General features: G+C 69.3%; 22 protein-coding genes and 1 tRNA gene. 11 read left to right on the forward strand and 12 right to left on the reverse strand.

Annotated elements, in window-relative coordinates:
• Positions 1-8: 8 nt before the first annotated feature.
• The 8 genes from P2H44_RS22755 to P2H44_RS22790 all read right to left on the reverse strand — a co-directional run bounded on the left by P2H44_RS22755 (position 9) and on the right by P2H44_RS22790 (position 5,192).
• Positions 9-1,928 carry a hypothetical protein gene (locus P2H44_RS22755; protein ID WP_275767347.1) on the reverse strand — a complete coding sequence of 640 codons (1,920 nt, stop codon included), beginning with the start codon at positions 1,926-1,928 and terminating at the stop codon, positions 9-11.
• Complete coding sequence (locus P2H44_RS22760; RefSeq protein ID WP_275767349.1) at positions 1,915-2,145, reverse strand: hypothetical protein; 231 nt, start codon at positions 2,143-2,145, stop codon at positions 1,915-1,917. Before P2H44_RS22760 ends, P2H44_RS22755 begins: the two co-directional genes overlap by 14 nt.
• Positions 2,142-2,360 carry a hypothetical protein gene (locus P2H44_RS22765; protein ID WP_275767351.1) on the reverse strand — a complete coding sequence of 73 codons (219 nt, stop codon included), beginning with the start codon at positions 2,358-2,360 and terminating at the stop codon, positions 2,142-2,144. Before P2H44_RS22765 ends, P2H44_RS22760 begins: the two co-directional genes overlap by 4 nt.
• Positions 2,357-3,514, reverse strand: coding sequence for a DUF7146 domain-containing protein (locus P2H44_RS22770; protein ID WP_275767353.1), 1,158 nt, complete (start codon positions 3,512-3,514; stop codon positions 2,357-2,359). Before P2H44_RS22770 ends, P2H44_RS22765 begins: the two co-directional genes overlap by 4 nt.
• Positions 3,511-3,921 carry a hypothetical protein gene (locus P2H44_RS22775; protein WP_275767355.1) on the reverse strand — a complete coding sequence of 137 codons (411 nt, stop codon included), beginning with the start codon at positions 3,919-3,921 and terminating at the stop codon, positions 3,511-3,513. The genes P2H44_RS22770 and P2H44_RS22775 overlap by 4 nt, the downstream gene beginning before the upstream one ends.
• A complete protein-coding gene (locus tag P2H44_RS22780) occupies positions 3,918-4,283 on the reverse strand; it encodes a hypothetical protein (RefSeq protein WP_275767357.1) in 366 nt (121 codons plus the stop codon). Before P2H44_RS22780 ends, P2H44_RS22775 begins: the two co-directional genes overlap by 4 nt.
• A 136-nt stretch (positions 4,284-4,419) precedes the next feature.
• Entirely contained in the window at positions 4,420-4,950 is a 531-nt protein-coding gene (locus P2H44_RS22785) for a hypothetical protein (RefSeq protein WP_275767359.1), read from the reverse strand.
• A gap of 5 nt (positions 4,951-4,955) precedes the next feature.
• The gene (locus P2H44_RS22790; protein ID WP_275767361.1) at positions 4,956-5,192 is read right to left on the reverse strand and encodes a helix-turn-helix transcriptional regulator; all 237 of its coding nucleotides are present in this window, start codon (positions 5,190-5,192) and stop codon (positions 4,956-4,958) included.
• A 106-nt stretch (positions 5,193-5,298) separates the two neighbouring features.
• Between P2H44_RS22790 and P2H44_RS22795 the strand changes: the two genes are divergently transcribed.
• From P2H44_RS22795 to P2H44_RS22825, 7 genes are all read left to right on the forward strand, one after another.
• On the forward strand, positions 5,299-5,592 hold the full coding sequence (locus P2H44_RS22795) for a helix-turn-helix domain-containing protein (RefSeq protein WP_275767363.1): 294 nt from the start codon (positions 5,299-5,301) through the stop codon (positions 5,590-5,592).
• A gap of 252 nt (positions 5,593-5,844) precedes the next feature.
• Positions 5,845-6,159 carry a hypothetical protein gene (locus P2H44_RS22800; RefSeq protein WP_275767364.1) on the forward strand — a complete coding sequence of 105 codons (315 nt, stop codon included), beginning with the start codon at positions 5,845-5,847 and terminating at the stop codon, positions 6,157-6,159.
• A gap of 98 nt (positions 6,160-6,257) precedes the next feature.
• A complete protein-coding gene (locus P2H44_RS22805) occupies positions 6,258-6,575 on the forward strand; it encodes a helix-turn-helix transcriptional regulator (protein ID WP_275767365.1) in 318 nt (105 codons plus the stop codon).
• On the forward strand, positions 6,572-7,786 hold the full coding sequence (locus P2H44_RS22810; protein WP_275767367.1) for a tyrosine-type recombinase/integrase: 1,215 nt from the start codon (positions 6,572-6,574) through the stop codon (positions 7,784-7,786). Before P2H44_RS22805 ends, P2H44_RS22810 begins: the two co-directional genes overlap by 4 nt.
• Positions 7,783-8,049: a hypothetical protein gene (locus P2H44_RS22815; protein ID WP_275767369.1), complete on the forward strand. Its 267-nt coding sequence runs from the start codon at positions 7,783-7,785 to the stop codon at positions 8,047-8,049. The genes P2H44_RS22810 and P2H44_RS22815 overlap by 4 nt, the downstream gene beginning before the upstream one ends.
• The gene (locus P2H44_RS22820) at positions 8,046-8,540 is read left to right on the forward strand and encodes a transglutaminase-like domain-containing protein (protein ID WP_275767371.1); all 495 of its coding nucleotides are present in this window, start codon (positions 8,046-8,048) and stop codon (positions 8,538-8,540) included. The genes P2H44_RS22815 and P2H44_RS22820 overlap by 4 nt, the downstream gene beginning before the upstream one ends.
• On the forward strand, positions 8,537-8,818 hold the full coding sequence (locus P2H44_RS22825) for a hypothetical protein (protein WP_275767373.1): 282 nt from the start codon (positions 8,537-8,539) through the stop codon (positions 8,816-8,818). Before P2H44_RS22820 ends, P2H44_RS22825 begins: the two co-directional genes overlap by 4 nt.
• Before the next feature lie 202 nt (positions 8,819-9,020).
• Here the strand turns inward: P2H44_RS22825 and P2H44_RS22830 are convergent, their stop codons facing one another.
• Complete coding sequence (locus tag P2H44_RS22830) at positions 9,021-9,893, reverse strand: DUF3800 domain-containing protein (protein WP_275767375.1); 873 nt, start codon at positions 9,891-9,893, stop codon at positions 9,021-9,023.
• Positions 9,894-11,356: 1,463 nt separating this feature from the next.
• Positions 11,357-11,432: transfer RNA gene (locus P2H44_RS22835), tRNA-Lys, on the reverse strand.
• Positions 11,433-11,635: 203 nt separating this feature from the next.
• Between P2H44_RS22835 and P2H44_RS22840 the strand changes: the two genes are divergently transcribed.
• Positions 11,636-12,382, forward strand: coding sequence for an SDR family NAD(P)-dependent oxidoreductase (locus P2H44_RS22840; RefSeq protein ID WP_275767377.1), 747 nt, complete (start codon positions 11,636-11,638; stop codon positions 12,380-12,382).
• Positions 12,383-12,419: 37 nt separating this feature from the next.
• Here P2H44_RS22840 and P2H44_RS22845 read toward each other — a convergent pair whose 3' ends face one another.
• On the reverse strand, positions 12,420-12,830 hold the full coding sequence (locus P2H44_RS22845; protein WP_275767379.1) for a DUF983 domain-containing protein: 411 nt from the start codon (positions 12,828-12,830) through the stop codon (positions 12,420-12,422).
• 185 nt (positions 12,831-13,015) lie between these two features.
• Here P2H44_RS22845 and dapF point away from each other — a divergent pair, with 185 nt between their 5' ends.
• From dapF to P2H44_RS22860, 3 genes are all read left to right on the forward strand, one after another.
• Positions 13,016-13,873, forward strand: a complete 858-nt coding sequence (gene dapF, locus P2H44_RS22850; RefSeq protein ID WP_275767381.1) for a diaminopimelate epimerase — start codon at positions 13,016-13,018, stop codon at positions 13,871-13,873.
• A 4-nt stretch (positions 13,874-13,877) separates the two neighbouring features.
• Positions 13,878-15,179: a tRNA (N(6)-L-threonylcarbamoyladenosine(37)-C(2))-methylthiotransferase MtaB gene (gene mtaB / locus P2H44_RS22855; protein WP_275767382.1), complete on the forward strand. Its 1,302-nt coding sequence runs from the start codon at positions 13,878-13,880 to the stop codon at positions 15,177-15,179.
• Between the two features lie 356 nt (positions 15,180-15,535).
• Positions 15,536-16,102 carry an HdeD family acid-resistance protein gene (locus tag P2H44_RS22860; protein WP_275767384.1) on the forward strand — a complete coding sequence of 189 codons (567 nt, stop codon included), beginning with the start codon at positions 15,536-15,538 and terminating at the stop codon, positions 16,100-16,102.
• 12 nt (positions 16,103-16,114) lie between these two features.
• On the opposite strand, the gene P2H44_RS22865 is transcribed toward P2H44_RS22860, so the two are convergent.
• Positions 16,115-17,086: an endonuclease/exonuclease/phosphatase family protein gene (locus tag P2H44_RS22865; protein ID WP_275767386.1), complete on the reverse strand. Its 972-nt coding sequence runs from the start codon at positions 17,084-17,086 to the stop codon at positions 16,115-16,117.
• Positions 17,087-17,102: the final 16 nt, after the last annotated feature.

Raw genomic sequence — 17,102 nt, forward strand, 5'->3', positions numbered from 1 at the left:
TTGAGATCCTAGCGGTCTGGGAACGTGGAAGTTTCGGGCGCGGAGGTCTCGCCCGGCATCGGGTCGGGGGTGAGGTCGTCCAGCTCGAGGAGCCGCTTGACCGGGATCGCGATGCACTTCGCCGGGAAGCCGTCGAAGCGGCGCATTCCCGGCGAGGTTGAGCCCGGCGCGCGCTTGAACGACTGCATCCACACGCCCGTCTGACCCGCGCCGGCGTGCCAATGCGTGTCCTGGAACAGCCGCGCGAGCTGGGGGTGACGGTTTGCGACCAGGAGGAGCGCATCCTTCCCGCGCCCCTCGATCTTCATTCCGACGCGCCCGAGGAACGCCTGCGCCTCTCTCTGGTCGGGCGCCACGTCGTCCCGGTGGCGCGGCAGGTCGGCGGCGCTCCACACCAGCGACGCCACCGAATGGCGGGTCCCTGCCCGCCAGGCGTCCAGCTGCTGGCCCAGGAGGTGGCTAGCGCACCGCTGCCAGTCCTCGGCCGCGTCGACCTGGTCGGCGATCGTGGTGGCCCCCAGCTTCTCGGCCCAGCCCTCGCATCGGCCGATCGCGGGGGCGCCCGTCTCGGTCAGCATGTCGGCCATGGCGAGGAGCGTGCCGAACTGGTCGGCCCCGCGGGCGCCGTGGCCTTGGGCCGCCAGCGCGTTGCGGTAGAGCTCGAGCGTCTGATGCCAGCGCCCCCACTCCGCCACGACGCGGCCGCGCAGGGCGCGCCCGATCTCCTGTAGGCGGCCGGGGCGGATCGCCGGCGGGGTGACGTCCTTGGGGAGCGGGTCGAGCTCGAGGAGAGCCATTCGGCTGATGTCCTGGTCGAGCATCGCCGCGCGCAGGATGCTCGAGAACAGGAAGCAGGACCGGGCCTTGAACTCGCTGCCCTTGTGGTCGGCGCCGCCGCGCAGGATCACGCCGCCGCTCGCCGCCTGGCGCGCGAGCTTGATGACGCCGGCGACGCGGGTTCGGTTGTCCACGTCGGGCTCGATCTCGTCCAGCGCGACGGGGAGCGTGGACGCCCCCAGCATCTGCCAGATCGACGCCGGCGAGGCGTCGGAGCTCTGCAGCAGCGCGCCCTCGCCGCCTACGACGTGGCGCACCACCTCCTGCAGCGTGCTCTTGCCGGATCCAGGCCCGCCGGTGATCCACGCCAGCGGGCGCCAGCGCAGCGCCCCGCCGAACATGGCGCAGCCGAGCCACCCGAGGAGGAGCTGGGCGTCGAGCTCGCCGCGCGACCAGCTCCACGTTGCGAGAAGGGCCTCGAGCTCCTCCGCCGCCTTCGCCGCGGCCGCCTCCGGGCCCGGGCCGTCGATCTTCAGGGGGCGGGGGATCCGGGGGCCCGAGGGGTAGACGAACCCCTCATGCTCGCCCGGCTGCAGCCAGTCGCCCCGGAACAGGATCGCATCGCCGCAATGCATGACCACGCCGCCGTCCGCGTCGATCCAGGCGCCGACGCCGCGGAGCCGCTCGAGCGGGTTCCACACGCCTTGTTCGGCGGCCGCCCGCTGCATCGCGCCGGCGGCGCTCTCCTGGTCCCAGCCGATGACCGAGTTGCCGTCCTTGGAGAGGCGCGGAAACCGCTCCTTCAACACGTCCGTTCGCCCGCCGAAGACGTGGCGGATGGTGTCGCGGTCGTGCTTCACCAGGTCCCGCACCTGGCCGAGCCAGTCGAGATACCAGGAGCGCGAGCCCTCCACCCCGAGGGCCTGGACGGGACACCCGGCGTAGATCTCGCCGCTGCGGCGCTCGCCGTCGGGCGGGCCCTGCCGCTTCGCCGGGCGCTTGCCGGTCTGCTTCTCGACGTGGTCGCGGGCCTTCTCTGAAAGCTCCTGCCCCTGGCCGTGAGCCGCCGGCGCGGCCGCCTCGGGCGCGCTCTCGAGCTCGCCCCTCAGCACCGTGAACGTCGGTCGCTGCGGCCCGTCAGGTTCCGCCATGGACGCCCCCTGCCCGCCTGCGACGGGCGGCGACGACCGCGGCGACCGGGACCCGATCGCTGAACGCCTCCGCCACCCACGACGACGGGACGCCGTAGCTCTGCGCCGCCGCGGTGAGCGAGCGGAAGGTGACCCCGCCTACCAGCTGCAACGGCACGCTCTCGGGGTCGCTGCGCCGCCCTCGCGGCGCAAGCCGGAAGCCGTCCGCGCCGTTCATCGCGGCGCATCCAGATCGCGAAGCGCGGCGACGATGGCGTCATGCCCGGCCTGCAGCTGCTCGAGCTGCTCGACCAGCCCGTCCCGCGCCTCGGCCGCCAGGTCGCGAGCCTCTTTCAGGATCTGGCGAGCGGCGCCGCGGTTGCCGGTGCTGGACCGCTCGAGCGCCTTCGCAGGCGCCCCGACCACGCGCCGGATCTTGGTTTCGGTTCTCATGCTGCGCCCTCCTTGCGCTCGGCCGCCCGCGCCATTCGGAGGGCGTCGTTGAGGTCCTTGCCGCCGTGGTGGTTCCGCCAGACGCCCACGCGCCGGCCCTCGCCCGCCAGGCGGACGGCCGCGCGCTCGATGACGGCGCGCTGCTTCTCTCCCGGGTCCTGGTCGGCGATGATCGTGACGTCGGTCAGCTGCGGGGGGAGCTCGACGGCTTCCATGTTCCCGAGGTTCAGGGCCGCGACGATGTAGACGTCCGGCGCGTCGCCCAGCAGGACGGCCGCGCTCAAGGCGTCCTCGATCCCCTCGGCTATGAACAGGCGGGCGCCCTCCCGGGCCTGGGCGATCGGCCGACCCTTGCCGCCTCGCGGCCCCCAGCCGCTCCATAGGCGGATGAAGCCGCCTCGGTGCTGGCCGCGGACCTTCTTGGGCTTGGGGACCGGGGCCTTGCCCCAGCCGCCGCGCCCGTTCGGGGCGAGCCAGGTGATGTGGGCGCCGATCAGCTCGGGCGGGGCGTCCGGACGCCAGGGCCCGTGGACCGCCGCCACCATGGCGGGCCACTCGCCCTCGAAGACTTCGCCGGTCTCCTCGTCCTCGTGGTAGTGGCGCAGCCTCGGCACGAACCGCAGGGCGTTGGGCGCCCGGCCAAGGTCGCCGATGCCGACGCAGCGCCCCGTCAGGTAGGCGGCGGCCGGCGTGTTCTCGATCGGCGCGGCGCCCATCCACAGGCCGCGCGCCCGGGCCCGTTTCTTCGCCGCGTCGGCCTCCGCCTGTGCCCGGGCCTCCTCGACCTGGCGCGCCGCTCTCTCGGCCGCGCGCCGGCGGAGCGCCCGCTGCTCGGGCGTCTCGTCCTCCGCGATTCCGAGGAAGGCCCGCGCCTCCTGCACGGCCGCCGCGCGGTCGCAGCCGAGCGCGAGCTGGATGAGGTCGAGCATGTCGCCGCCCTCCCCCGTCGCCTCGTCGCGCCAGCGTCCGACGTGCGGGCCGGCGAGGTTGACCCAGAAGCTGCCGACGCTGCGGTCCGCGCGGCCGGGATTGAGGGCGCGCCAGACCGGCCCGTCGCGACGCCCGTTCGGGGCGTAGCGCCGCGCGACCGTCTCGGGCTGCGCCTGCAGCTGCGCGACGATCGCCTGGAAGTCGGTGAGGCCGGCGCGGGTCATCGGCCCGCCCGCCGCGCGTCGGCGCCGACGTCGGCGAGCTCGACCGCCTTTCCCGCACGCCGCGCCCACATCAGGGCCAGCGCGTCCTCGAGCGCATACCAGGCGCGCCAGAAGTGCGGGCTCGCCGTCGTCTCCTCGTCGCCGATGCGGGCGACCTCGCCGAGCTCGAGGAGCTCGCGCGCCGCGCCGGCCAGGGCGAGGGTCGTCGGGTGCAGCGGCGTGAGCCGCGGCATCAGGTCGGCGACGTCGGCCATGGCGAGCCGCAGATGTGACGGGTGCGGGCGCCTGCAGACCATGGCGGCGGTCAGCACCGCCACCAGCGCCTTGTCGGCCGCGTTCATGGGGGGCACGCGATCCCCCTTCCCTGCCCCGCCCTCGATGGCGGTGAGCTCGAGCTGTCCGGTCATCGCAAGTCGGCCCTCTCCTGCCAATCGAATGCGCCCTGCCCCCACTCGGTCTCGATCCGGGCGACGGTGGCCTCGACGCGATGCGCGTGCGCCTCGGCGAGCGGGACGCCGTCCTCGAGGACGGCCAGGTCCGCGAGGAACCGCGCGGCGGCCGCCTCCCGCGTCGCAGGGTCGTCGTCCTGGGCGGCGGCGAGGAACGCGGCCAGCGCCTCCGCGACGTCGTCCCGGCCTGGCATCCAGCGAACGCGCCGCAGGCGAAGCTCGCCCATCTCCTCGCGCGTCAGCGGCCGCTGCTTGGCGGCCAGGGCCCGCGCCGCGGCCGCCAGCCCGAAGGCGACGACGGGGGAGCGGGCGGCGTCCATCAGGGTTGCGCCTCCCGAAAAAGGTGGCCGGATCCCGCTCGCCCCGAGGGGACAGGCGGCGGGCGGGATCCGGCCGAGGGCGGCCGAGCCGAGGAGCCACGGCCGCAGGGAGGAACGAGGTTGAGGAGGCGCCGGCTCACCGCCACCATCCCCGGATTGCAAAGGGGAGATTCGACAGATGGCGAAGCCGCCGAAGAAAACGATCCAGCAACAGGTCGCGGAGCTGGCCGATATCCAGTCCATTACGCGCGCTGCGATCGAGGAACTGGCCCATGCGATCCGCACGCAGCGCGAGCATATTGCGATCCTTGAAGCGGCAATGATCGCTTTCGTGCGCAGCGGCGCGACAGATGCCGATGGGCTGAGACGCGCATTCGGTGAGGCGGCGGATGCGGCGGATCCAACCTTCCGCCCCGGGATCGAGCTCGCCCTGGACGACCTTCTCATGCGGCTCGAGGCCGGACGGGAGGGCTGATCCACACTCCCGCAGCAGACGCGCGCGAAGATCCGAGGCGCGATCGGGCGGCTTGCGCAGAACCGCGAAGAACGCATCGGGGTAATCGGTCAGGCTGGGAAGCGGCTCCATTTCCATCCGACCGCGGAGGATCACGCCGCCGCTCGCGGCCTGCCGCGAAAGACTGACGATCTCGGAAGTGCTTTCATCCATCTCGATCACTCCGCGGCCAGGGTCGGGCGCTCGGTCGAATTCGTGCCCTTCGTGTTGTTGACCCAGACGCTGCAGGGGACGCTTCCCTCGGTCAGCGCCTCGATCCGTTGCGCCAACCGCAAACCCGGAAGCTCCCTTCCGGTTTCGAGCATCGAGACGAAGCTCTGGGAGACGCCGAGCTCGTGCGCGAGCGCGGCCTGCGTTTGGTTTTTCTCTGCTCGGTAGGTTGCGAGTGGGTGCATGGCGGCCTCATATTAGCCAAACCCATATTTCTGTCAATCTTAGCGAACCCGAAACATGAGCCTCGGCATATCGACGGCAACATTAGCCCCATTCATAAGCGGGCCCATGAAGCTTCGAGTGCGCGATATCAGACGGGCGGCCGGGATCACCCAGGAAGAGCTCGCCGCGGCCGCCGGGATTACGCAATCCATGGTTAGTCATATCGAGCGCGGCCGTGATCGGCCGGGCCTGGAAACGCTCGAACTCATGGCGAAGGCGCTCAATGTGAGCGTGAGCGACCTTTTCGAGCGCCCCGAAGACGCACGCCTCCCGTTTGAGATTCTCGACGTCGCGCGCACGCTGTCGGAAGAAGATCAAGCAGCACTGCTGCAGCTTGCAAAACGGCTTGCCGGGCAATAGCCCCCAACCTCAACTTCACCGCATACAAATAAACACGCCTCCGGCTTGATGCATCCAGCTGGCCCAATACGGCCGCCAGCTCTCGGGAGTATCTTGTCATTTCCGCCCCTAATTTTTTTGGACTGCCAACGCAGCCCAAAGGGGACCTTAGCATCTCATCGCCGGCCACAATATGAGCGTGGCTAGTTTTTTGGCTTGAAGAATGGATTAGCTGTGCTCATATTCTGAGGCAATCCGCAATAGGAGGGCCTCATGCCTGCACCCGTTCCACCGCCGCTGCCGCCGATCAGCGACGAAGTCCTCGACCAACTGGCCGACGTCGCCGACCAGGTGCTTGAACGGCGCGCGTCCGCCGAGGGCGTTGCGCTTCTGTGCCTCTGCGCGCCCGCCGCGCTGCGAGAGCTGCAGGCCCGCAGGGCGGAAGCCGCTCGGATCCGCACCGTCGCCGACAGGCTCGCAAGCCGGCGCGAGCGATCCCGCACGCCGCTCCCCGATCTGGCGCGGGCAAACGTCATCACGCTCGCACCTCCCCTGAGCCCTTCGACGAAGATGCTGGGGGAGGGCTGAGCCATGGCCGAGAGCATCGGCTTCGCGCTGTTCCTCTGCGGCCTGGGCGGGTTTCTCGCCGGCCTCGGGGTCGGCCTGGCGACGCGGAGGGCTCGCGAATGAGAACGCCGCCCGGCCCCTCCCTCTCGAACCCCGCGGTTCAGCCGCCCCGCGTCTTCGTCCGCTCGGCCGAGGTCGCCGACCTGCTGGGCTACGCCTCCGCCCAATCCTTCCGCGGCGCACGTCGGCGGCTCGAGGACGAGGAGGACTTCCCGCCGCCGGCGCGCATGGCCGGGCGGGAATACCTATGGCGGACAGGTGAGGTCCTCGCCTGGATGGACCGCCCGCCGGCGTCCGTCGCCGGGGTTCCGGATCTCTCGCCCGAGGATCTCGCGGTCGACCGCGCGATCCTGATGCGCAGGGCGGCGCAAGCATGAGCCGCCGCCCCACCTCCCGCCCGAAACCGCCGCGCCTCGGTCCGCTCGCGGAGCTGGAGGCGCGGCGCGAGCCGCCGCCCGCCGGGCTCCGCGACCGCCCCCGCGCCGACGGATCCTGGCGTCTGTGGTGGGAGCCCTCCTCGGCCGCGCGCCAGCTGGGGTTCGAGCCGGTCGAGCTCGATCCGAACCGGCTGACCTGGTCGCTGCGCCAGGCCGCCGGCCTGAACCGCAAGGTGCTGCAGGCGCGCGAGGGCGTAACGCTGACCGCCGGCGCGACGCGCACCGTCTCGGCCCTTGCCGCGCGCTACCGCCAGTCGCCGGCCTGGACGAAGCTGCGCCCCGCGACCCAGCGCGACTATGACGCCACCCTCCGGCGGATCGAGAAGAAGTGGGGGGACGCGCGTGCCGCGACCTTCACCAAGCCGATCGTCTACGAATGGTTCGAGACGCTGCACCGTGAGAGCGGCGAGAGCCTCGCCGTGCACGACGTGCGCGTCTTCTCGGTCCTGTTCTCCTACGGGGAGCGGATCGGCTGGGTGCAGCACAACCCCGCCACCCGCCTCAAGCTGACCACGCCGCCGCCGCGCGACCGCGTTCTGAGCTGGGAGGAGTTCGACGCCCTGCTGGCCGCGGCCGAGCGCAAGGGCTGGCCCGGGATGGCGCTGGCGATCGCTCTCGCCTGGTATCAGGGACAGCGTCAGGCCGACGTCCTGGCGGCCACGCTGGGCGAGTTCGGCGCGGACGACGTCTGGCGCTTCGCCCGCTCGAAGGCCCGGGCGGGATCTTCGCAGAAGTCGGCCGCGATCCCGCTGCATTCCGAGCTGCTCCCCCGCATCGCCGCGCGACGCGCCGAGCTCGAGGCCGCCGGCGCCGATCCCGACGCACCCATGATCGCGCGCGAGGATGGCGCCGCCTACCTCGACGACCACTTCCGCCACCGCTTCGCCGAGATCCGCAAAGCCGCGGCGAAGCGGATGCCCTCGCTGCGCGACGTCCAGTTCCGCGACCTCCGCCGCTCCTGGGCGTGGTGGTCGCGCGAGGGCGGCTCCACCGAACGCGACCGCGCGGACGGGCTGGGCAACCAGTCCGACAAGAACGCCCGCCTCGGCCAGACCTACAACCCCGCCTCCTTCGCCGGCGCGAAGCGGGCCGTTGAAGCCATGCGGCGCCCGGGTGGTCCGGCCGCCGACGAACCGGAGGACGACCGTTGAAGCTCTCGGACTTTCTCACCGGCCTGACCGGAGACGGCGGCCGCCAGGCCGATGCCGGCACGCGCCGCGCAGAGGCCCGCCTGGCGCGCCAGCGCGCGCTCTGGGACGACACCCCCCGCAAGACCAAGGGCAGCCGTCAGCGGCGCAGGAAGGCGGCGGACAAGGACGCCAAGATCCGGGCCGCGGCCGCGCGAAAGACCGCGCTCAAGGCGAAGCGCCACGCCCGGCGCGCGCCGGCCCTGAGCCGGGAGGATCTCGGATGACCACGCCTATTCCCCACGCCGCCCTCCTCGAGGCCTTCGAGGAGGTGCGCCGCCAGTTCGTCTATCGCCCAGACGGCTGGTTCGATCGCTGGCGCGTGATGCGCCCGCAGGGTTCGCCGCCGCAGCTGGTGGGGGACTGCGAGGATTTCAGCCTGACCGTCCTCGCCAAGGTCTACGGCGGGACCTGGCCGATGATCCGCGCCCTGATATTCAGCGGCAAGGCCACGCTCTGGCATGTCGAGACGCCGGACGGCGGGCACGCGGTCGGCGAGCTCGAGACGGATCTGGGCCGATTCCGCTTCGACAACGTCAGCCCTGTCGTCCGCTCAGCTGAGGGGTTCGTGAGCTCTCGCCCGCACTACGTCTGGCGATACCGGACCAGTCCGCTCCGCCTGCTGGTGAAGATGTTCCCGCTTGGGATCTTCGCCGCCGGCGTGATCTTCGCCGCCGCCCTGGCCGCGGCGATCAGCTTCGGAGGTCTCCCGACATGACGAACCGCCTTCTCCTCGAGCGGTGCCATTCCGAGCTTTGCAACCATCTCGGCCAGATCATTGCCACGCAGGACCGGATCGAAGCTGAGCATCGGATGATGGCGGCCGCGGGGGTCCTCGCCCTGCCGACCGAACTCGATCAGGGACGTAGCCTCGAGCGGCTTCGCTCCCTCCTCCGGGATCTCGAGCATGAGTTGGGCAGCCGGCCGCGAAAAACGGATCCCTGGGTCGGCCGCATGATCGACAGGCAAGAAGTACCCGCCGCCCCCACTGACTAGACCAGCGCATCAGCGAGAGCGCGGAGGCGTCCAACTTTACATTTGTCCCCAACTATCGGACGATCGCGTTTGCGGGATACGCTGGAGAATGCCCTCTCCGCCCTCCATTTGAGCGGGCGGAAAACTGCTGAACGGTTGCCCATCGGATGGCAGCCTATCGTTGGCAGTTCACAGGGACCAGGGCCCGCAACTCCCCCTAACTCTAGATATCATAACCATAAAATTGAAATATCTTGCGCTGCTCAGCCGTCAGAACACCAAGCTCTCTCTTTGAAGTCGGCTGCAACACAACCCCGTAGTCCGCCGCGACCTGGCCCGGCCTAATAGTTCTTGGCTCAAGCGCAATGCGGGGCCGAAGAGCTTTTGCGGGCTCAATGTCCCATTTTTTAGATCTAGCATCAGCCGCCTGGTAGAAGGCGCTTGCAACAATATCAGCCAACTGCAGGCCTGCGACTCGATCGTGCGAAACGTACTCCACGAGACCGAAGCGAAGCGTTTCATGACGAATTTGCCACTTTTGCAAATAGGTTGAATTTCCACTAGCCTGAGCCTTTAATATCTCCCAATATGCTTTCGTCTGCTGATAGGAGTGTCCCCCTCGCTTGCTAAATATTACCCTAATGTATGGCAAATTTCCACGATACTCACCAGAGTGCCATGCACAAAAATCCGTAACCCGCTCCATCAACAATCGAACGCAGTAGTTGTAGAAATACTGCTGCCCACCACGAATTGCAGCTCGCTCGTTACGGTGCCCCCTCATATTTTGCTTATTCGACGCAACAACGAACGAACGCAGCGGTTTCTCAGAGAGTATACTAGCCGCCCTCAAGCGCCTAGATGGCTGCAGTTTCCTGTAGTGCAGCGCTGGACCCTGTCGCGCCCGCACTGCATCGCGAATTTCACGAACCCACTCGACTACCTCGTGCTCATTCGCAGCACGCACGAGAACCGCGCCAATGCAGAGCCACTCGCTGGCGCCCTCCGGATCTACCGGACGAACCTGCTTGAGACCGTCGTCGCCAGCCTCATCGACATATAGAACGTATCCGTATTCAGAAGCAGCGTTGCCCATGATCCAGAAAAATCACGACGTCTGAACAGTGAGTCAATTTGATTCGCCACCTGCGCAAAACAACGAGCGAACCGATTGGTAGACAGGCGCACAGATTTGCTTGTCGACGAGCCGAGCAAGTAGCCAACTGGCAATGATGACACCCATCCGATCGAGAGAGCGCTTTGACCGAATTTCCAATGCAGACCCCGTCCAGCGCTCAAAGGCCATCGCACCAGACACCTGATCTTTGGAAGCAATGGACAACTCAAACCTGCCATCCATCAATTGACTGCCAACCCAACCAGGGCGAACTGAAAGCACGGGCAGAACTCGGGCGGGCGCTTTGCTCCTTGCCGGATATCGCCAGCGCCCCCTAGACTGATCTCGGTGCTGGACATGAGGCAAGGTCGCAGCGGCGCGCATGATCACTCGCTTACACCATGCAACCAAGAACTCGCGCCATTTTTGAGCGCCTGAATTCTCTTATTGACCAAGAATTCAGTCAAATAAATAGGTGCCCGAAGTGAGTGAGTATAAGAACCAACACCTAGAAAAGCCAATAAATATTTCAAAGAGCGAAGCTTTTTCAAAAACAACCACAATGGATTACAGTCTCAGCCTTGCCGATTTCAACGAAATCAAGCGAGGATCATCAGTGTTTTGCTCGCTTTCCAGGACCAGTCTGCTTATTGGCATTGGGTATTTCGTCCCACTAGTGCCGAAGTTTATAGAAGATGGCATCGCCGGAATCAGCATTGCGGAGCAGAAGGTTGTCGCGATAATTGCAGGTTTTATTGTATTTAATTTTCTTCTCTGCGTAATAATTCCCCGAGCAGGGTTCTTAATGCCCACTGAGAAAGCACGCATACTGAGGCACATTCAAAGCTTTTTCGACAGACACGAGCCAACCAAACAATCTCTAGAAGGCGGTGAGTAAAGTGGCGAGACAAGATCGACTGCCGAGCAACTACCGTCCGTACGACCGGCTCATTTTCTGCAGCAATGTGCTCGACGGCGGCGGCTATCTATTAGATGTTTCAGGCGAGAGCCCAATTCTCATTGGGCGAGGCCATCCCCCATTAGTGTGGATATCTACCCCATCAGGCGGCAAGCTGCGTGAAATAGTTTCAGCGTCAAAGTCACTTGAGAAATCAGTGTCTGTTGTAAGCATGTTTGGCGGCACGCAGGTTGTTTTCTCCGGAACGATCATCTTATCAGTGCGAGAGACTGGAGCGAATACAGCTGAAATCGATAAGGTCGACCTCCGACCATTTGGACTGAACGTGCATGGAAATTCCGAAGGTCTGAAAATTGGTGGAATCAACCTTGTTGGGAACCACTTCTCTAAGGTGAGCTCAATGTTCACGATCGGCTAGAATTTCTACAGTGACTTAGTGTTTTATGCTCTGGATACCCGCCTTGACCATCCGACTCGGACGCCGTCGGACGCTCGGACAACCATCCCGCTAAGTGATTGATTTTGGTGAGCCGTGCAGGATTCGAACCTGCGACCCGCTGATTAAAAGTCAGCTGCTCTACCAACTGAGCTAACGGCCCGACCGGGGGTCCTGATAGGGGGCCGGGCGGCGGGGGTCAAGCGTTCGCGACGCGTCCGCGACGTCGAGGCCGCGCAGCGAGCGCCGCCGCGCCGGGCCGCGGTCCGCGCGGGGCTTGGAGAGCGGGGCGGCGGACGCTAAGACAGCCATACAAAACAACAACCGCGCGGCGACCGGCCGCCGGACCATTCGGGGAGGAACGCGATGCCGGACTTCGACGGCAAGGTGGCGCTGGTCACCGGAGCAGGCTCGGGCATCGGGCGCGCCACGGCGGTGCAGCTCGCGCGCGAGGGGGCGCGGGTCGTCGTCTCGGACGTGGTCAGCCAGCTCGCCCAGGCCACCCATGACGAGATCCGCGACGCGGGCGGCGAGGCCGAGGTCGCCGTCGCCGACGTCGCCTCGGCCGACGATCACGCCCGCGCGGTCGAGGCCGCCGTCGCCCGCTGGGGGGCGCTGAACCTCGCGGTGAACAACGCCGGCGTCGCCGGCGTGCGCGCCCCGGTGCACGAGCAGACCGTCGAGGACTGGGAGCGGATCATCGCCATCAACCTCACCGGCGTGTTCCTGGGCATGCGCGCCCAGATCCCGCAGATGCTGAAGGCCGGCGGCGGGGCGATCGTGAACATCGCCTCGATCCTGGGCTCGGTGGGACGGGCGAACGCGGTGGGCTACGTCGCCGCGAAGCACGCGGTGGTGGGCATGACGCGGGCGGCGGCGATGGACTACGCCGAGCAGGGCATCCGCATCAACGCGGTCGGCCCCGGCTACATCCGCACGCCGCTGGTCGAGAACGCGGTCGCCGACCTCGACCCCATCGTGCAGCTGCACCCGGTCAAGCGGCTCGGCCGGCCGGAGGAGGTGGGCGAGCTGATCGCCTTCCTGCTCTCCGACCGGGCCAGCTTCATGACCGGCGGCTATCACGTGGTGGACGGCGGCTACACCGCCCAGTGAGGCGCCCGCGCGCCGGTTTCCCCGGCGCGCGGCCCCCTCAGGCGCTTCGCCAGAGCACGCCCAGGAACGCCCCCTTCACCCGCGGCAGGAGCGCCAGCGAGCCGACCAGCACCACCGCGGAGATCGCGGCGACCGAGACCCACATGTTCTCCCACTCCGCGCCCCAGTACATCAGCGGGATGGCGAGGTGGCCGGCGATCAGGATGGTGACGTAGGCCGGGCCGTCGTCGGCGCGCAGGCCGCGGAAGGACTGTCCGCAGGCGGGGCATTCCTCGCGCACCTTGAGGTAGGCGCGGAACAGGCCCCCCTGCCCGCAGCGCGGGCAGCGGCCGCGCCAGCCGCGCATCAGCGTCTGGCCCATCGGCGCCTCGGCGGGCACGCGCTCGACGGCGGAGTCGTGCGGGGATTGCGCGGGGTCGGCTTCGGGGCGGGCGGTCTCGTCGGGCATGGACGCATCCTCTCCTTCGTTTCGGGCGCATAGGTGACCGCCGCGCCGAGTCGGCGCAAGCCGGGCGCGACCCCGTGGCAGAGGCGTGGGACGCAGATCCGCCTCCCGCCGGGCGCAGGGCGCGGGGCCGGCCCGAGCGGCGCGCGGGGCTGGCGCGGCGGGGCGCGCGCGCGTATATGCGCGCCATGGCCAAGGATGCACCCTCCGCCGCCCTGCGCTTCCGCAAGATGCACGGGCTGGGCAACGATTTCGTGGTGATCGACGCGCGCGGGGGCGGCACCCGGGTGACGCCGGCGCTCGCCCGCGCGCTGGGCGACCGTCACCGCGGCGTGGGCTTCGACCAGCTGGCCGAGATCGTGGACCCGGCCGAGCTGGGCGACGCGCAGGCGGACGCGGGCCTGATCTTCTGGAATTCCGACGGCTCGACCGCCGGCGCCTGCGGCAACGCCACCCGCTGCGTCTCCTCGCTGCTGCTGGCCGAGACGGGGCGCGGCATGGCGCAGATCCGCACCCAGGCCGGGCGGCTCTCGGGCCGGCGGCGCGACGACGGGCTGATCGAGGTGAACATGGGCCCGCCGGCGCTGGACTGGGCCGAGATCCCGCTGGCCGAGGCGGTGGACACGCTCGCCCTGCCCCTGCCCGGCGCGCCGGCGGCGGTGTCGATGGGCAACCCCCATTGCGTCTTCGTGGTCGACGACGCCGAGGCGGTGGACCTCGCCCTCCGCGGCCCGCAGATCGAGACCCACCCCCTGTTCCCCCAGCGCACCAACGTCGAGTTCATCTCGCTGCTCGCCCCCGACCGCCTGCGGCTGCGGGTGTGGGAGCGGGGCGCGGGCGTCACGCTCGCCTGCGGCTCGGGCGCCTGCGCGGCGGTGGTCGCGGCCGCCCGGCGGGGCGTGACCGGGCGCCGGGCCGAGGTCGTGCTCGACGGCGGCGTGCTGGAGATCGACTGGCGCGACGAGGGCGTGGTGATGGCCGGCCCAGTCGCCTCGGTCTTCGAGGCCGAGCTTTCGCCTTCCTTCCTCGCGGCGCTGGAGGCGTGAGCCCATGGCCCAGGACCGACCCGCCCCCCCGGTCTTCGAGACCTTCGGCTGCCGCCTGAACGCCTACGAGACCGAGGCGATGAAGGCGCTCGCCGCCGAGCAGGGCCTGGGCGACGCGGTGGTGGTGAACACCTGCGCCGTGACCGCCGAGGCCGTGCGCCAGGCCCGCCAGCGCATCCGCAAGCTGCGGCGCGAGAACCCGGGCGCCCGCCTGATCGTCACCGGCTGCGCCGCCCAGACCGAGCCCGAAACCTTCGCCAGCATGCCGGAGGTCGACCTCGTGCTGGGCAACGCCGAGAAGATGCAGGCTCCCGCCTGGGCCCGCCTGAAGGCCGAGGAGAAGCTGGGCTCCAACGGCGGCCCCGACCTGATCGGCGACACCGAGAAGATCCGCGTCGACGATATCATGTCGGCGACCGAGACCGCCGGCCACCTGATCGACGGCTTCGGCACCCGCGCCCGCGCCTACGTGCAGGTGCAGAACGGCTGCGACCATCGCTGCACCTTCTGCATCATCCCCTACGGCCGCGGAAACTCCCGCTCCGTGCCCGCAGGCGTGGTGGTCGAGCAGATCCGCCGGCTGGTCGCGCAGGGCTACAACGAGGTGGTGCTGACCGGCGTCGACCTCACCTCCTGGGGCGCCGACCTGCCGGGCAAGCCGCCGCTGGGCGACCTGGTGCAGCGGATCCTGCGGCTGGTCCCGGACCTGCCGCGGCTGCGCATCTCCTCGATCGACTCGGTCGAGGCGGACCCGGCGCTGGTCGACGCGGTGGGCTCGGACGCGCGGCTGATGCCCCACCTGCACCTGTCGCTGCAGGCGGGCGACGACATGATCCTCAAGCGGATGAAGCGCCGCCACCTGCGCGACGACGCGATCCGCTTCTGCGAGGACATCCGCAAGGCCCGGCCCGACATCGTCTTCGGCGCCGACCTGATCGCCGGCTTCCCCACGGAGACGGAGGAGATGTTCCTCAACTCCCTGAAGCTGGTCGAGGAGTGCGGCCTGACCTGGCTGCACGTCTTCCCCTACAGCCCCCGCAAGGGCACGCCGGCCGCCCGCATGCCCCAGGTCGCCAAGTCCGTGGGCAAGGCGCGCGCCGCGCGCCTGCGCGCCGTGGGCGAGGCCGCGCGCGACGCCTGGCTCGACGGCCGCGTCGGCGCGACCGAGCGCCTGGTGATGGAGACCGAGACCCGCGGCCGCTCCGAAGGCTTCGCCGAGGTGATCCTCCCCCGCCCCGCCGCGCCCGGCGAGCTGCTCGAGGTCCGCGTCGCCGCCCGCGACGGCGAGCGCCTGATCGCCGCCTGAGGCGGACCTGCGCCCAGGGGGCGCAGGCGCAGGCCCGGAGGCGCCCTGCGGGCGGGCTTGGGCGCGCCGCAGACGCTGCCTTCGGCCTTCCCCCGCAGGCGCCGGTCGCCGCCGGAGACCGTCCGAGAGGACCTCGGACCCGCCGCCGCGCCTGACGCCCGGCGGCGATCTTTGCCTCCATCCGCTGCTGATAATCGGCCTCTCGCCTGCCTTCCCCGCCTCTCACAGCGCCCTCGCGAAACCCTCCGCGCAGGCCGCTCCGGACGCGCGCGACCGTCACCTGATCGCGCTCCACGGTTGAACCCGCCCGATTCCCGACGAAGTATCCCGGGAGTCCCCAGACAGGAGCAGTCGCCATGACCCCGCAGACCCAGGTTCCCTTTCCCATGCCGGACGTGCTGGTGCGCAACTGGAAGTGGCTGGTCGGGATCGGCCTTCTGCTGATCGTGATGGGCGTCTTCGCGATCCTCGCGCCGTTCCTGGCCTCAGTCGCGATCAACGCCTGGATCGGGGTGGCCTTCCTGCTCGCCGGCATCGCCCAGGTGGCGCAGAGCTTCGGCAAGGGCGGCTGGCGCGAGGCGATCGGCCACCTGCTGATCGGCGCCGTCTACATCATCGGCGCCCTGCTGGTGATCTTCGATCCGCTGGCCGGGCTGATGGCCTTCTCGCTGGTGATCGTGCTGATGCTCGCCATCTCCGGCGCGGTGCGCATCGTCGAGGGGCTGCGCATGCGCCCCGCCCAGGGCTGGGGCTGGATGACGGCCGCGGGCGTCGCCGCGGTGATCATGGCGCTGGTGATCTACGCCTCCTTCCCCGGCTCGGCCCTGTGGCTGCTGGGGCTGCTGGCGGGCATCGCCTTCGTCTCCGACGGCTCGGCGCTGCTGGCGCTCGGCCTCGCCGCGCGCAAGGCCGAGAAGGCCTGAGGCGGCCGCCCCTCACCCCGCCGCGCGGAACTCCACCCACAACGGAAAGTGGTCCGAGATCCGCGCGGCGAGCGAGCGGGAGGGCATCGGCGGGTCCGCGTAGACATGCGGCCGGAAGTCGAAGCCGCCGGCCGAGAGCAGCTCCATCGTCAGCCCGCGCGCGCCGTCGCCCGACTCGAACCAGGCCACCTGGTCGTAGAAGCTGGGTTTCTGGAAAATCGTGCGGGGGACGGCGTGCAGCGCCTCCGGCGCCCGCAGCCCGCGGGAGACGAAGGCCTCGTAGAGCGGGTCGCCCATCCGGTCGATGTTGAAGTCGCCCAGCACCAGCAGGTCCTGGTGCCAGCGGTTGGTGGTCTCGGCCCAGTCGGCCATCCAGCGGGCGAAGGCGTCGATCTCGCGCCGCCGCTCCTCCAGCGCCACGGGCCCGTCGTCGCCGTAGAAGACATGGCAGACCGCGAGGATGAAGGTCTGCGCCCCGGCCTGGAAGCTGACCGCGTAGGGCGCCCGCGCGAAGGCCCGCAGCGGGCTGTCCTCCAGCCCCTCGAGCGGGATCGTCAGCTCCCCGGCGAGGCCCGAGAGCCGGGCGCGCGCGTGGTCGAACAGGAACCCCATCCGCTCGTCGTTCCCCCGGTCTCCCCGGTTCACGTCGGTCGCGAGGAACCCCCACTCCGGCCCCAGCGTCTTCATCAGCGTGCGCAGCGCGCGCAGGTCGCCCTTGATCTCCTGCACCGCGATCACGTCGAACCGCGAGACGATCTCGGCGATCGCGTGCAGGCCGCGCCAGTTGCGCACGGGGCTGCCTCCCGTCTCCTCCCAGCCGTCCGACAGCGAGGCGAACTGGCAGATGTTCCAGGTGGCCAGCAGCAGGTTGCGGTCGATGTCGCGCTTGGGCGGGATCTGCGCGTCCAGCGCCGCGCGCAGGGCGGCCGCCTCGGCCTGGACCTGCGCGGGCGCGGTGCGGATGTCGGGCAGCGGCGCGGACATGGGGCCTCCGGACGAA

The sequence above is a fragment of the Albimonas marina genome (assembly GCF_029223255.1).
Taxonomy (GTDB): domain Bacteria; phylum Pseudomonadota; class Alphaproteobacteria; order Rhodobacterales; family Rhodobacteraceae; genus Albimonas.